The 15,797-nt window shown below is 46.5% G+C and carries 15 protein-coding genes and 1 other annotated feature; all 15 genes read right to left on the bottom strand.

Annotated elements, in window-relative coordinates; all coding sequences use genetic code 11:
- On the bottom strand, nt 1–761 hold a 761-nt coding region (locus tag BR02_RS0111975; RefSeq protein WP_031517265.1), incomplete at its 3' end, for an elongation factor Tu.
- Between the two features lie 53 nt (nt 762–814).
- Nucleotides 815–2,887: an elongation factor G gene (gene fusA / locus BR02_RS0111980; RefSeq protein WP_031517415.1), complete on the bottom strand. Its 2,073-nt coding sequence runs from the start codon at nt 2,885–2,887 to the stop codon at nt 815–817.
- Nucleotides 2,888–2,904: 17 nt separating this feature from the next.
- Complete coding sequence (rpsG, locus tag BR02_RS0111985) at nt 2,905–3,375, bottom strand: 30S ribosomal protein S7 (RefSeq protein ID WP_031517417.1); 471 nt, start codon at nt 3,373–3,375, stop codon at nt 2,905–2,907.
- A 61-nt stretch (nt 3,376–3,436) separates the two neighbouring features.
- A complete protein-coding gene (gene rpsL, locus BR02_RS0111990) occupies nt 3,437–3,808 on the bottom strand; it encodes a 30S ribosomal protein S12 (protein WP_031517418.1) in 372 nt (123 codons plus the stop codon).
- 57 nt (nt 3,809–3,865) lie between these two features.
- Entirely contained in the window at nt 3,866–4,117 is a 252-nt protein-coding gene (locus BR02_RS0111995; protein ID WP_031517420.1) for a ribosomal L7Ae/L30e/S12e/Gadd45 family protein, read from the bottom strand.
- A 153-nt stretch (nt 4,118–4,270) separates the two neighbouring features.
- Nucleotides 4,271–7,786: a DNA-directed RNA polymerase subunit beta' gene (gene rpoC, locus BR02_RS0112000; RefSeq protein ID WP_476580449.1), complete on the bottom strand. Its 3,516-nt coding sequence runs from the start codon at nt 7,784–7,786 to the stop codon at nt 4,271–4,273.
- A 41-nt stretch (nt 7,787–7,827) separates the two neighbouring features.
- A complete protein-coding gene (gene rpoB, locus BR02_RS0112005) occupies nt 7,828–11,256 on the bottom strand; it encodes a DNA-directed RNA polymerase subunit beta (protein WP_031517423.1) in 3,429 nt (1,142 codons plus the stop codon).
- Nucleotides 11,257–11,638: 382 nt separating this feature from the next.
- Nucleotides 11,639–12,022: a 50S ribosomal protein L7/L12 gene (rplL, locus tag BR02_RS0112010; RefSeq protein WP_031517425.1), complete on the bottom strand. Its 384-nt coding sequence runs from the start codon at nt 12,020–12,022 to the stop codon at nt 11,639–11,641.
- Between the two features lie 50 nt (nt 12,023–12,072).
- Nucleotides 12,073–12,606, bottom strand: coding sequence for a 50S ribosomal protein L10 (rplJ, locus tag BR02_RS0112015; RefSeq protein WP_031517427.1), 534 nt, complete (start codon nt 12,604–12,606; stop codon nt 12,073–12,075).
- A 23-nt stretch (nt 12,607–12,629) separates the two neighbouring features.
- Nucleotides 12,630–12,773 (bottom strand) — a sequence feature (ribosomal protein L10 leader region).
- Between the two features lie 25 nt (nt 12,774–12,798).
- A complete protein-coding gene (gene rplA / locus BR02_RS0112020; RefSeq protein WP_031517428.1) occupies nt 12,799–13,494 on the bottom strand; it encodes a 50S ribosomal protein L1 in 696 nt (231 codons plus the stop codon).
- 54 nt (nt 13,495–13,548) lie between these two features.
- A complete protein-coding gene (gene rplK, locus BR02_RS0112025; protein WP_031517430.1) occupies nt 13,549–13,977 on the bottom strand; it encodes a 50S ribosomal protein L11 in 429 nt (142 codons plus the stop codon).
- A gap of 24 nt (nt 13,978–14,001) precedes the next feature.
- Complete coding sequence (gene nusG, locus BR02_RS0112030; RefSeq protein WP_031517432.1) at nt 14,002–14,532, bottom strand: transcription termination/antitermination protein NusG; 531 nt, start codon at nt 14,530–14,532, stop codon at nt 14,002–14,004.
- 16 nt (nt 14,533–14,548) lie between these two features.
- A complete protein-coding gene (gene secE, locus BR02_RS15170; RefSeq protein ID WP_031517434.1) occupies nt 14,549–14,833 on the bottom strand; it encodes a preprotein translocase subunit SecE in 285 nt (94 codons plus the stop codon).
- 51 nt (nt 14,834–14,884) lie between these two features.
- Nucleotides 14,885–15,034: a 50S ribosomal protein L33 gene (rpmG, locus tag BR02_RS15175; protein ID WP_084171041.1), complete on the bottom strand. Its 150-nt coding sequence runs from the start codon at nt 15,032–15,034 to the stop codon at nt 14,885–14,887.
- A 262-nt stretch (nt 15,035–15,296) separates the two neighbouring features.
- Nucleotides 15,297–15,797: EF-Tu C-terminal domain-related protein (locus tag BR02_RS0112040; protein WP_031517437.1), on the bottom strand; the 501-nt coding region annotated here is incomplete at its 5' end.

A 15,797-nucleotide genomic window follows, 5' to 3' on the forward strand; every position in this document is an offset into this window, starting at 1 on the left:
TGCATACCTACAATTTCCAGCTCGTCCTGTACCTTAACTTGACCCCGCTCAACACGACCGGTGGCTACGGTACCACGTCCGGTAATTGAGAATACGTCCTCAACGGGCATCAAGAAGGGCTTGTCGCGCTCACGCTCTGGGGTGGGGATGTAGTTGTCTACGTTATCCATCAGTTCCCAGATTTTTGAACACCATTCACATTCTCTGCTGCCGCAGGAGCATTCCAGGGCCTTTAAGGCAGAACCTGCAACGATTGGGGTGTCGTCGCCGGGGAAGTCATAGGCTGACAGCAGTTCGCGCACTTCCATGTCAACCAGTTCCAGCAGTTCTTCGTCGTCTACCATGTCTGCCTTGTTCAAGAATACGCAGATGTAGGGCACGCCCACCTGACGGGACAGCAAAATGTGCTCACGGGTTTGGGGCATGGGACCGTCTGCGGCTGATACAACCAATATGGCTCCGTCCATCTGGGCAGCACCGGTAATCATGTTCTTAACATAGTCGGCGTGACCAGGGCAGTCAACGTGTGCATAGTGACGGTTTTCAGTTTCATACTCAACGTGTGAGGTGTTGATGGTGATACCGCGCTCCCTTTCTTCCGGAGCATTGTCAATTTCATCATACTTTTTAAGTTGTGCGCCACCGGCGGAGGCCAGCACTGAAGTAATAGCAGCGGTCAGTGTGGTTTTACCGTGGTCAACGTGACCGATGGTTCCAATATTTACGTGCACCTTATTCCGCTCAAATTTTTCCTTTGCCATTGGTAACTCTCCTCCTTGGGAAAAAAATTAAATATTAAGTGTTAATTTAAAACTTAGCCTTGATGAGAAATAATATCCTCAGCTATGTTTTTAGGAACTTCTTCATAGTGAGAGAACTGCATTGTATACTGCCCTCTACCCTGGGTTCTGGAACGCAGTTCAGTTGCATAACCAAACATTTCTGACAGGGGCACAAGGGCGTTAATTACCCGGGCATTACCCCTTTGATCCATGGCCTCTATACGGCCGCGGCGGCTGTTAATGTCACCCATCACGTCGCCCATATACTCTTCGCCCACCACAACTTCAACCTTCATAATCGGTTCAAGCAGCACCGGTGACGCTTTTTTGGCCCCATCCTTAAAGGCCATAGAGCCTGCCACCTTAAAGGCCATTTCCGAAGAGTCTACGTCATGGTATGAACCATCGTACAGTGTTACCCGCACATCCAGCATAGGATACCCGGCTAACACTCCGGTTTCCATCGCCTCGCGAATACCCGCATCAATGGCCGGTATATACTCTTTGGGAACAACTCCACCCACTATTTTGTTAACAAATTCATAGCCGGCACCGGGCTCTAAAGGTTCCAGTTCAATACAGCAGTGCCCATATTGACCCCGGCCACCAGACTGGCGAACAAATTTGCCTTCGGCCTTAACCGCTTTTTTGATGGTTTCTTTATAAGCAACCTGCGGTTTGCCCACATTGGCTCCAACCTTAAATTCCCGCAACAAGCGGTCTACAATAACTTCCAAGTGCAGTTCGCCCATGCCGGAAATAATGGTTTGGCCGGTTTCAGTGTTTGTGTGAGTCTTAAAGGTGGGGTCTTCCTCTGACAATTTTTGTAGAGCAACCCCCAGCTTATCTTGATCACCCTTGGTTTTGGGTTCAATAGCCACATCTATGACCGGCTCTGGAAATTCCATTGACTCCAGAATAATGGGGCTTTTTTCATCGCAGAGTGTATCCCCTGTGCCGGTAAACTTTAAGCCCACAGCGGCTGCTATTTCGCCTGCGTATACCGCATCCAACTCCTCACGGTGATTGGCATGCATCCGCAATATACGCCCCACACGTTCTTTTTTACCCTTTGTGGAGTTAAAGATGTAGGAACCGGATTTTAAAGAGCCGGAATAAACCCTAAAGAAAGTTAATTTACCAACATAGGGATCTGCCATGATCTTAAAAGCCAGGGCAGAAAAAGGCTCATCATCCCTTGGTATCCTGCGATCTTCATCACCGGTATTGGGGTTGATACCGCTGATGGCAGGCACGTCTGTGGGGGCCGGCATATAATCCACAATGGCGTCTAACAAAGGCTGCACACCTTTGTTTTTAAAGGATGATCCTGCCAAAACAGGTATCATTTTTACCGCCAAGGTCCCCTTGCGGATTCCAAGCTTTATTTCCTCTTCGGTGAGTTCTTCACCCTCAAGGTACTTAATCATCAGTTCTTCGTCGCTTTCAGCAACAGCTTCCAGCAATTTTTCGCGGTACTCTTCTACCAATTCCTTCATGTCTTCAGGAATTTCTGTTTCTTCACTTTGGGTCCCTAAGTCATCAACGTATATTCTTGCTTTATTACTAACCAAATCAACAACGCCCTTAAAGTTTTCTTCAACTCCAATGGGCAGTTGAACGGGAACCGGATTAGCGCCCAACCTATCCCGCATCATTTCTAAGCCGCGGTAAAAGTCTGCGCCTACGCGATCCATCTTGTTAATGTAAGCAATTCTGGGCACACGATACTTGTCTGCCTGTCTCCATACTGTTTCAGACTGGGGCTCAACTCCACCCACTGAACAAAACACCGCCACCGCACCATCCAAAACACGGAGTGAGCGCTCAACTTCCACGGTAAAGTCCACGTGGCCTGGCGTATCAATAATGTTTATACAATGTTCACGCCATTGGCACGTTGTGGCAGCAGATGTAATAGTAATTCCTCTCTCCTGCTCTTGAACCATCCAGTCCATTGTCGCTGAACCATCATGCGTTTCACCAAGTTTGTGTACCCTACCAGTGTAAAACAAAATGCGCTCAGTGGTAGTGGTCTTCCCGGCGTCAATATGGGCCATAATACCTATGTTGCGTGTACGCTCTAATGGAAACCTACGGGACATTTCTTTTCCTCCTTACCTTACCACCTGTAATGCGCAAATGCCTTGTTAGCTTCTGCCATTTTATGTGTATCTTCGCGTTTTTTCACAGCACCACCGGTGTTTTGTGCTGCATCCATTAGTTCATTGGCCAGTTTTTCGGCCATGCTTCTTCCTGAACGCTCGCGAGTGTATTTGGTGAGCCAACGAATACCCAGTGTCTGGCGGCGTTCGTGACGCACTTCAACAGGCACCTGGTAGTTCGCACCACCAACTCTGCGGGCTTTAACTTCCAATACCGGCATTACATTTTTCATGGCTTCTTCGAATACCTCTAATGGGTCTTTGCCGGTTTTGTCACGGACAATATCAAAGGCATCGTATACAATTCTTTCTGCAATTCCGCGTTTGCCATCGAGCATAATTTGATTTATTAGTTTAGTTACAACCTTGCTGTTGTATACGGGATCCGGCAGTACTTCCCGCTTGGGAATATCACCTCTTCTGGGCACTATTTCCCCCCCTTTGCTAAAGCTTTATCTTTAAAACTTATGTTCACATATTTATATATCACTACTTAGCCTTTTTAGCGCCATATTTAGAACGTGCTTGGTTTCGATTTTGCACACCGGCGGTATCCAGCGCGCCCCGAACAATATGGTAACGCACACCTGGTATGTCCTTAACACGTCCTCCACGAACCAGTACCACGGAGTGCTCTTGTAAGTTATGACCAATACCTGGAATGTAGGAGGTTACTTCAATACCGTTTGTAAGGCGAACCCTGGCAACTTTACGCAAGGCAGAGTTTGGCTTTTTAGGGGTTGTAGTGTAAACCCTCGTGCAAACTCCACGTTTTTGCGGACTGTTTTTCAGGGCAGGGGAGTTGGATTGACCTGTTTGCATCTCCCTACCTTTACGAATAAGTTGGCTAAAGGTTGGCATTTATCAGTTTACACCTCCTTCCCAAAGTAAAACTATGGGATAAACAATTTATATAATCTAATCTTCAATAATTGACGCCACGGCACAACGCACTTCAATACCACAGGTCTTGCCCAGCAGCTGCATACTTTCTACCTCTTCGATAGGTATGGCTTTATCTTGGCAGACCTTTATTATTGGTTCTGTGACGCGCCTCTCGGCGTTTTTGGCCACATATACCACCTTAGCCCGCCCCTTTTCCACAGCCTTCATCGTTTGTTTAGCACCAACTGTCTTTTGGCGGGCATTGGCGAGTCTTTTAATGGACATACAAAAACCCCCAGATGCCAGACACTCGTATATAATAACACCAGCAAGATTCGTTGTCAATATTTTTATATTATAAGTGAGTATTCCATAAAGTCTATCAATTTCAAAGTATTTATGACCCCTTGTTTGCTTAGAGGGATTAGGGTGGAGCTCTTATGGCTCCACCATTACCCCATCTTCAAGGCTGTCTATTTTTTGTTCCCCTTGAATACCCGCTTCTTCATCTGCTTGCTCAGACTGATTTGATTCTACCAATATATCTGTTTCTCTGTAGCGGGGCATTCCTGTACCGGCAGGGACTAATTTGCCGATAATTACGTTTTCCTTTAACCCCAGCAGGGGATCCAGCTTACCCTTAATGGCTGCCTCGGTTAACACCCGGGTGGTCTCTTGGAATGAAGCCGCAGACAGGAAGGAGTCTGTGGCCAAGGAGGCTTTGGTTATTCCCAGCAGCACTGCCTTTGCAGTGGCCGGTTCACCACCCTGCTCTTCTACCCGCTTGTTTTCTTTTTCAAAGTCAAAGACGTCAATTAGCCCTCCGGGCAGTAGGTCGGTGTCTCCAACATCCTCTATCTTCACCTTGCGCAGCATCTGCCTAATCATCACTTCGATGTGCTTATCGTTAATTTCCACACCCTGCAGGCGGTATACCCTTTGTACCTCCTGCAGCAGGTATACTTGTACCCCGTGTGGGCCTTTTATTTTGAGCAGGTCATGGGGGTTAACAGAACCCTCCGTCAGCTCGTCACCGGCTTCAACCACAGAGCCGTCTTTGACCTTAAGCCTTGCGCCATAGGGTACGGGATAAGTGTTTTTCTCTCCGTCACTGGCAGTCACTTCAATTTCCCGTCTTCCTTTTGCTTCTCTTATGGCCACTGTACCGTCAATTTCTGTGATTATTGCCTGACCCTTAGGTTTGCGGGCTTCAAACAGCTCCTCGATCCGCGGTAAACCCTGGGTAATATCATCACCGGCAACACCACCGGTGTGGAAGGTGCGCATGGTCAGCTGTGTACCCGGTTCACCGATGGATTGGGCAGCTATAATGCCCACCGCTTCGCCGATATCCACCATTTGCCCCGTGGCCAAGTTCCGCCCATAGCACTTTTTGCAAACACCGTGTTGGGTTTTACAGGTAAGCACTGAGCGAATGGCCACCTTCTTAATACCTAATTCTTCTATTACATCAGCATGTTCTTCTACTATTTCCTCATCGGCACGGACAATAACCTCACCTGTCTCAGGGTTTACAAGGTCCTCCAGGGCATATCTGCCAATGATGCGATCCTTTAGGTTTTCAATAACCTCGGTGCCGTCTTTAATTTCTTCCACCACTACCCCTTCAGATGTACCACAATCAGTTTCCCTTACTATCACATCCTGGGCCACATCCACCAGCCTGCGGGTGAGGTAACCGGAGTCGGCCGTTCTCAGGGCGGTGTCAGCCAGGCCTTTACGTGCACCGTGGGTTGAAATAAAGTACTCCAATACCGTTAAGCCCTCACGGAAATTTGCCTTGATGGGCAAGTCAATAATTCGACCGGAGGGGTCGGCCATTAGGCCCCGCATTCCCGCCAGCTGCCTAATCTGCTGTATGTTACCCCGGGCACCCGATATGGCCATCATATAAACCGGGTTAAACTTATCCAGGGTTTTCATCAGAGCCTTAGTTACGTCATCCGTGGCATCGTTCCATATGCCAATTACCTTACGGTACCTTTCTTCTTCAGTGATTAGGCCCCTTCTGTACTGCAACTCAATTTTATTTACATTTTCATCGGCATTGGATAAAATCTCTTTTTTCTCATCGGGTATTGTGATATCAGATATGCCAATGGTAATTCCCGCTTGGGTGGCATAGGTAAATCCAAGTTTCTTTATGTTGTCCAACAGCCTTGCGCTTTGTGCGTATCCCAGTTTGCGGTAGCTTTCTTCCACAATGCGTCCTAAGGTCTTCTTGTCGGCTACCTTATTAATATACCCTACCTCATCAGGCATTGCCTCGTTAAAAATCAAGCGCCCCACCGTTGTTTCTATCAGTTCTCCCTTTAAGCGCACCTTAATTTTGGCGTGCAGTGAGATGGCTTTGTTGTGGTAAGCCATGATAGCCTCATCGGGGGAGAAAAATGCACTGCCTTCGCCCTTGGCCCCTTCCTTATCCATGGTCAGGTAGTATAAACCTAAAACCATATCCTGGGTGGGTGAGGCCACCGGCTTGCCGTCCTTAGGGTTAAGGATGTTGTGGGCTGACAGCATAAGCAGCCGTGCTTCAGCTTGAGCCTCGGCAGAAAGGGGCACGTGTACCGCCATTTGGTCACCGTCAAAGTCTGCGTTGTAGGCAGTACAAACCAAAGGATGAATTTTAATAGCCCTACCTTCAACCAAAACCGGTTCAAAGGCTTGAATGCCAAGGCGGTGCAGCGTTGGGGCACGGTTTAGCAGTACAGGGTGCTGGCTAATTACTTCTTCCAACACATCCCACACCTCGGGCCGAACCCGCTCCACCATGCGTTTAGCACTTTTAATATTGTGGGCAAAGCCATCGTTAACCAGTCTTTTCATCACAAAGGGCTTAAACAGCTCCAGGGCCATTTCCTTAGGCAGACCACACTGGTGCATTTTTAACTCGGGACCCACCACAATAACCGAACGTCCCGAATAGTCTACCCTTTTTCCTAATAAGTTTTGTCTAAAACGACCCTGTTTACCCTTGAGCATATCAGACAGGGACTTTAGGGGCCGATTACCGGGTCCGGTGACCGGCCTTCCGCGTCTGCCGTTATCTATTAAGGCATCTACAGCCTCTTGGAGCATTCTTTTTTCATTGCGCACAATAATGTCCGGTGCTCCCAGGTCCAGCAGCCTTTTTAAGCGGTTATTCCGGTTTATTACCCGGCGGTAGAGATCGTTTAAGTCCGAGGTGGCAAACCGGCCGCCATCCAGCTGCACCATTGGTCGTAACTCAGGAGGTATTACAGGAATGACATCCATAATCATCCACTCCGGTTTGTTTCCTGACTTACGAAAAGCTTCTACCACCTCTAAACGGCGAATGGCTCTAATTTTACGCTGGCCCGATACTTCTTTTAATTCTTGCCTCAGTTCTTTATTTTGCTCGTCAAGATCTATTTCTTCCAACAGTTTCTTTATGGCTTCCGCACCCATACCTGCCTTAAAGGTGTTGCCGTACTTGTCAACGTATTCCCGATATTCAGTTTCGGTAAGAAGTTGCTTTTTAATTAGGTTTGTTTCGCCGGGGTCTATTACAATGTAAGACACAAAATAGAGCACCTTTTCCAAGGCCCGGGGCGACATGTCCAGCAACAACCCCATTCTGCTTGGAATACCCTTAAAATACCAAATGTGTGACACCGGCGCAGCAAGCTCTATTCTGCCTAAACGCTCCCTGCGCACCTTTGAGCGGGTTACCTCAACACCACAACGGTCACAAATAACACCCTTGTAGCGTACACGCTTGTACTTGCCGCAATGACATTCCCAGTCGCGGGTAGGGCCAAAGATTCTTTCACAAAAGAGCCCGTCGCGCTCCGGCTTAAGTGTGCGGTAGTTAATGGTTTCCGGTTTTTTTACTTCACCACTGGACCATTCACGAATTTGATCTGGAGAAGCCAGCCCAATCCGGATCCGGTCAAAGTTATTTAAATCCAACAAGGATTTTTCCCCCTTTAAACTGGTTTTACCGGTCAATACTACTTATCATCCAGCTCAAGATCTTCTTCGATGAAGGCGTCATCGAATTCGTCCACTTCATCATCACCGTCTTCTTTTTCATCACCTTCATCTTTTTGAGATCCAGTGTGCACTTCCTCCTGCATGTCTAAGCCATACTCCCTGGCCGCCTCATTAATATCCTCTTCGGATTCCCTAATGACAATTTCCTGCTCATCTTCTGATAATACCTTTACGTCCAATCCTAAACTCTGCAGTTCTTTTATCAGCACTTTAAAAGACTCGGGCACACCAGGTTCCGGTACATTTTCTCCCTTTACAATTGCTTCATAGGTTTTTACCCTGCCCACCACATCATCGGATTTTACAGTAAGAATTTCTTGCAAGGTATGAGCTGCACCGTAAGCCTCCAATGCCCACACTTCCATTTCTCCAAACCTCTGACCGCCAAATTGGGCTTTTCCGCCCAGCGGCTGCTGTGTAACCAGCGAGTATGGTCCGGTAGAACGGGCGTGGATTTTGTCATCAACCAGGTGGGCCAGCTTGAGCATATATACATAACCAACCGTGATGGGGCTGTCGAAGTATTCCCCTGTGCGGCCATCAACCAGTCGAATTTTACCGTTTTCAGGCAAGTTAGCCAGTCTTAAGCTTTCAATAATATCTTCTTCAGAGGCACCATTGAACACCGGAGTGGCAATATACAGCCCTAAGGTCTTAGCTGCCCATCCCAGGTGAGTTTCCAACACCTGACCAATGTTCATCCTTGAGGGTACCCCTAAAGGATTGAGGACAATTTCCACCGGTGTACCGTCAGGTAAAAAGGGCATGTCTTCTTCAGGTAAGATACGGGCAATTACACCCTTGTTACCATGTCGACCCGCCATCTTATCCCCTTCGGATATCTTGCGTTTTTGCGCAATATAACAGCGCACCAGATGGTTGACCCCCGGGGGCAGCTCATCGCCGTTATCCCTGGAGAAAACCTTTACATCCACAACCTTGCCTGCCTCGCCGTGGGGAACCCTGAGGGAAGTATCCCTTACCTCCCTGGCCTTTTCGCCGAAGATAGCCCTGAGCAATCTTTCCTCGGCGGTGAGCTCCGTTTCACCCTTAGGAGTAACTTTACCCACTAAAATATCCCCGGGGCGAACTTCAGCACCAATTCTAATGATGCCGCGATCATCTAAATCCTTTAATATTTCTTCACCCACGTTGGGTATATCCCGTGTGATTTCTTCAGGGCCCAACTTAGTGTCCCTGGCATCACATTCATATTCTTCAATGTGAATGGAAGTAAAATAATCTTCCTTTACCATCTTTTCGCTAATAAGAATGGCATCCTCATAGTTGTAGCCTTCCCAAGGCATAAAGGCAACTAATACGTTGCGCCCTAAGGCAAGCTCACCCTTGTCGGAAGAAGGACCGTCGGCTATTATATCACCCTCGTCTACCCTTTGGCCCTTAGCAACAATTGGTTTTTGATTTATGCATGTTCCCTGGTTTGAACGGGTAAACTTGAGTAACTTATACCTGTCCAATTCCTTATCTTCATCAGCACGAATAAGTATTTCGTCAGCTGTAACTTTTTCAACCGTTCCGGCCCGTTTAGCCAGCACCACAACCCCGGAATCCCGAGCCGCCTTATACTCAATACCGGTTCCCACATAGGGAGCCTGGGCCCTTAGCAGGGGCACCGCTTGGCGCTGCATGTTTGCACCCATAAGCGCCCGGTTAGCATCATCATGCTCCAAGAAAGGAATTAATGCAGTGGCCACACTGAAAACCTGTTTAGGAGACACGTCCATGTAGTCAACACCGCCGGTTGGAGCCACCAATATTTCCTGACCGTACCTTGCGTTTACTCTCTCTTCAACAAAGTAGCCCTCGTCATCCAGGGGAGCGTTAGCTTGGGCAATTACAACCTGATCCTCCTCATCGGCGGTCAAATAAACAATTTCGTCAGTGACGCGTTTGTTTTCCTTATCAACCTTACGGTAGGGGGTCTCCATAAAACCAAAATCATTTATTCTGGCAAAGGTCGACAGGGACCCAATCAAGCCAATGTTAGGACCTTCCGGGGTTTCAATTGGACACATACGGCCGTAGTGCGAGTGGTGTACGTCACGCACTTCAAAGCCTGCCCGTTCTCTGGAAAGCCCGCCGGGCCCCAGGGCCGACAAACGTCGTTTGTGAGTCAGTTCCGCCAAGGGGTTTGTTTGATCCATAAACTGCGACAACTGACTGGAGCCAAAAAACTCCTTAATAGAGGCAACCACCGGGCGGATATTAATCAAGACCTGGGGTGTTATTACATCAACATCCTGAATGGTCATGCGCTCCCTGACCACACGCTCCATTCTGGATAAACCAATCCGAAATTGGTTTTGCAACAGTTCACCCACCGAACGCAATCTTCTGTTGCCCAGGTGGTCAATGTCGTCTCCTCTTCCCTGTCCGTGCATTAAACTAAGCAGATAGCGTACAGTGGCTATGATGTCCTCTGGGGTCAGCTCGCGAATAAACTCCCTTTTCGCCGGAACCTCTTTGTTTAGGTAGCGATCAAACTCCAAGGCGCCACTTTCTTCATTCTTATATCGATATAACACACCGTGTTTTAATTTCTTGTGCAGCTTATAGCGTCCAACATTGGCCAGGTCATATCTTCTGGGATCAAAGAAAAGCGTATTAAGTAATGAACGAGCACTTTCAACAGTGGGAGGTTCACCTGGTCTTAGGCGTTTGTATATTTCCACCAAGGCATCTTCCTCTGAGTCAGTGTTATCTCTACTCAAAGTCTCGTTTATATGGGTATCATTTTCAAATAAGTCTAGAATTTGCTGGTTAGAACTATACCCCAACGCCCTAATTAGCACAGTGGCAGGTATTTTACGAGTGCGGTCTATACGCACAAATAAATGGTCATTAACATCGGACTCAAACTCCAGCCAAGCACCCCGGTTTGGAATTATTGTAGCACCATATACTTTTTTCCCACTGGGATCCAAACTCTCCGTAAAATATACTCCGGGGGAGCGCACCAATTGGCTAACAATAACCCGCTCAGCACCGTTGATGATAAATGTACCCTTGTCGGTCATCAAGGGAAAATCACCCATAAAGACCTCTTGTTCCTTTACTTCACCGGTATCCTTATTAATCAGCCTAACTTTAACACGCAAAGGTGCCGCATAAGTAACATCGCGCTCTTTACATTCTTCCACCGAATACTTTGGTTCACCTAGGGTGTAATCCAAAAATTCCAACACCAAGTTTCCGGTAAAATCCTGAATGGGAGATATGTCTTGGAACACCTCTCGCAATCCTTCTTTAAGAAACCAGTTGTAGGAATTTCTTTGGATCTCAATTAGGTTGGGCAGTTGTAAAACTTCCTTCAGTTTGCCGTAATTCCACCTTGCCCTGATGCCAACCTTTTCCGGAAAGACCATCTACTGCATCACACCCCTTATAAATTTAAAAACACGCAAAAGCAAGGTTACGGTTGTAAACCTTAGACCTCGCTTTTAAACATCCTTATCCACTATAATGTAACCACATTTTGCCCAACACATTCATTAATTGTTAATGTTAGATAATTAATCTTAACAAACCATAGAATGACATTTTTAAATGCTAGCATAAATAGCAATAATTGTCAAGGGCTTTTTTGTTGAGCTGCCGATAATTTAACAAATTATGTAATAATTTTGGCAACTTTCATTTGCTGCGGCCAATACTGCGGCCGGGCCAGTGCTATTTTGTACTAATTTTATTCTTACTAAAAAGTGCCTGTTTAACCAGGCACTTTTTAGTTTTACTTTATGTTATTTACTATTTGATTTCAACACTGGCACCGGCTTCGGTGAGCTTAGCTTTAATTGCTTCAGCTTCTTCCTTGCTTACTTTTTCCTTAACCGGTTTCGGAGCACTGTCTACCAATCCTTTGGCTTCTTTTAAGCCTAAGCCGGTAATTTCACGAACTACTTTAATAACATTGATCTTCTTGTCGCCGGCAGAAGTTAGAACAACATCAAACTCAGTTTGCTCATCTTCTGCAGCAGCGGCGGCACCGCCAGCAACAGGAGCAGCGGCTACGGCAGCCACCGGAGCAGCAGCGCTCACACCAAATTCTTCTTCAAAAGCCTTTACTAATTCAGCCAATTCTAATACGGTTAATCCTTTAACCGCTTCTAAGATCTCGTTAACTTTAGACATTTTCCAGTTACCTCCTTGGTATATATCATGTTTTAAGTAGTAATGGTTTTCTATGATGCAGTTTCTTCTTTTTGCTTACGAATAGCTTCAAGCACATAAACCAGGTTCCTGAGATTTGCTGACAATACGCCAGCAAAACCGTACATGGGTGCCTGCATTCCTCCCAGCACCTTTGCCAGCAGCACTTCGCGGGAGGGAAGATCTGCCAGCGCCTTTATTTCCTCCGTACTTACAACCTTTCCTTCCAATACTCCAACCTTAATTTCGAGACCCTTCTTAACTTCCTTTGAAAAATCATTTAGTATTTTCGCCGCAGCCACCGGGTCTTCGTTGCCAAATGTCAGTATGGTAGGTCCCTGTAGATAGGGGTCTAGTCCATCTATCCCCAGTTCATTGGCTGCTATCTTGGTCAGAGTATTTTTTGCTACTTTCATTTCACAGCCGGCCTTACGCATTTTTTCACGCAGGGCGGTGATTTTATCAACGGTAATACCTCTGTAATTTGATAGGATAACCACTTGAGCATTTTGCATTTTTCCCTTCACTTCTGCAACCATTTGCTCTTTTTGTTGTCTGGTAGGCATCGTAACACCCCCCTTCAAAGGGTTTTAGTAACAAAAAAGGGTCCTCCCTGAGACGCACAGGAGGACCCGCAATAAACTTGCAGGTATACTCTCCGGCCTCAGGTTGGCGACTGAAATCTTTAAGTTATAAAAACACCAACAGTCTACAGCAGGAACAGCATATAAAATTTTCGTGTGAGTACTGGCTAAAAATTAGCCTAACACCCTTTGGGGATTAACCTTAACTCCAGGACCCATTGTACTGGATAAAGTAATGCTTTTTAAATAAGTGCCTTTTGCAGCTGCAGGTCTTGCCTTTACTAAAACATCAATTAAAGTTTTAAGGTTGTCTTCTAACTTATCAACATCAAATGATACCTTGCCAATGGGAGCATGGATGATACCTATTTTATCGGTACGGTAGTTAATTTTACCGGCCTTGGCCTCATTAACTGCACGCTCCACTTCCATGGTCACTGTGCCGGTCTTGGGGTTTGGCATCAAACCGCGGGGACCCAGCACACGTCCCAATCTCCCTACTAGCCCCATCATATCCGGTGTGGCCACAGCCACGTCGAAGCCTAACCAACCGCCTTGGATTTTTTCAATCAGGTCTTCGGCACCTACAAAGTCAGCACCGGCAGCCTCTGCCTCTTTGGCCTTTTCACCTTTGGCAAAAACAAGCACTGTTTTGCTTTTGCCAATTCCATGGGGCAGTACCACTGCACCCCGGATTTGCTGATCAGCGTGACGGGGGTCAACACCCAGACGCACAGCAACTTCGACGGTTTCATCAAACTTTGCAGTGGCAGTTTCTTTTACCAATTCAATGGCTTCTGCGGCACTGTACAACTTAGTGCGATCAATTTTCTTTGACGCGTCTTGATACTTTTTACCATGTTTTGGCATTTTTATTCCTCCTATGTGGTATAACGGACTAATCCTCCCACAGGATAATCATTATTAACCTTCTACTATTTCAATGCCCATACTGCGGGCAGTACCCTCTACCATGCGCATTGCCGCTTCAATATCGGCAGCATTTAAGTCAGGCATTTTAATCTCAGCAATTTCCTTGACCTTTGACCGGGGCACCTTTGCCACCTTGACGCGGTTGGGCTCCCCTGAGGCTGTTTCAATGCCTGCCGCCTTTTTCAATAAGTCCGCAGCAGGCGGTGTTTTAAGCACAAAGCTAAAGGACCGGTCAGCATAAACGGTTATCTCCACCGGAATCACTAAACCGGCTTGCTTGGCAGTCTTTTCGTTGTACTCTTTCACAAAGGCCATAATATTTACTCCGTGTTGACCCAGAGCCGGTCCAACGGGCGGAGCCGGAGTTGCCTTACCTGCAGGAATTTGTAGTTTAATTACGGCAGCTACCTTTTTAGCCACTACACACACCTCCTCACACGATGTCTAGCTAATTTTTTCTACTTGGGCAAAATCTAATTCTATGGGAGTTTCTCGTCCAAACATTGAAACCATAACTCTTAACTTACCTTTATCAGGATATATCTCTTCAATTGACCCAACAAAGTTTTCAAACGGACCACTGGTAACCTGTACACTTTCACCAATAACAAATGACACCTTTGTACGCTTGGGGTCTTCTTCGCCCATTTGCTTCATAATTGCTCCGACTTCTTCATCACTTAAGGGAATGGGTTTTGAACCGGTGCCCACAAAACCTGTAACGCCAGGCGTATTGCGCACCACATACCATGAGTCGTCGGTCATGAACATTTCTACTAAAACATAGCCAGGAAAGACTTTTTTCTTGGTAACCTTCTTTTTGCCATTTTTCATTTCCACTTCATCTTCCATGGGAACAAGAATGCGGAAGATCTTTTCTTCCATGTTCATGGACTCTATGCGTCTTTCCAGGTTTGCTTTTACCTTATTTTCGTACCCGGAGTAGGTATGTATTACATACCACTTTTTACTCATACAAAGGGGACCTCACTTATCTAATAATAAAGGATACTCCACTGCTTAAAATAATATCTAAAACCCAAATTAAGATGGCAACGAATACCACGGCCACCAATACCACACCGGTGTAAACCAGCGTTTCCCGGCGTGTCGGCCAATGAACCTTTTTCAGTTCGCTTTTAACCCCTTGAAAGAAGTTTTTAATTCCAGCTATGCGATTTTTGGACGCAGATTTGCTATCCTTCTTCTTGGTTTCCCTCTTGGCTTTAGCTGGAGAGGCACCTTTTTCAGCGGTTGGTTTTTTCAAAGCTACCATAAATAAGCCACATCCCTTAAACCTATAGTACTAACACCACATCTTCTAACTCTACCGAGTTTCTTTATGCGCAGTATGAGTTTTGCAGAAACGGCAATATTTTTTCATTTCTATTCTGCCGGCGTCATTTTTTTTATTCTTAGTAGTTGTATAGTTTCTTCTCTTGCATTGGCTGCAAGCAAGTGTCACCCCTACCCTCACATTGCCACCTCCCTAAATAAAAAAAACTTACAAAGCCCCTATTGATTTTCACCTTATCAAATTTATCACAACTGTCATTACATGTCAACACACTTTAAGCTGTTGACCGCCGGAATATTGCTTTCTTAATTAATGATATTAATATTTTAACACCTTGTATCTTGATATATACCAAAAAGCGGGACGGGTCCCGCTTTTTTACTGAACTGCAGCACCTGGGAGGCGCTGTAAACTATGATGATCACAAATGATATTAAGAGCCCTACTCATGAATGGCAGTTACAACACCGGCACCCACTGTACGTCCGCCTTCACGGATAGCAAAGCGCAGACCCACTTCAATGGCAATGGGAGTGATTAGCGAAATGTTAAACTTGGTGTTGTCGCCGGGCATTACCATTTCTACTCCGTCCGGAAGCTGAACGGTACCGGTTACGTCGGTGGTACGGAAGTAGAACTGGGGACGGTATCCGTTAAAGAATGGGGTGTGACGGCCACCTTCTTCTTTGGTCAGTACATACACTTCTGCATCAAACTTGGTGTGGGGCTTAATGGTGCCGGGCTTTGCCAGAACTTGACCGCGCTCAATCTCTTTGCGGTCAACACCCCGCAGCAGCACACCGATGTTGTCGCCGGCTTCGGCATAGTCCAGCAGTTTGCGGAACATCTCTACTCCGGTACATACTGTTTTGCGTGACTTTTCTTGCATACCTACAATTTCCAGCTCGTCCTGTACCTTAACTTGACCCCGCTCAACACGACC

The sequence above is a fragment of the Desulfofalx alkaliphila DSM 12257 genome (genome assembly GCF_000711975.1).
Lineage (GTDB): Bacteria > Bacillota > Desulfotomaculia > Desulfotomaculales > Desulfohalotomaculaceae > Desulfofalx > Desulfofalx alkaliphila.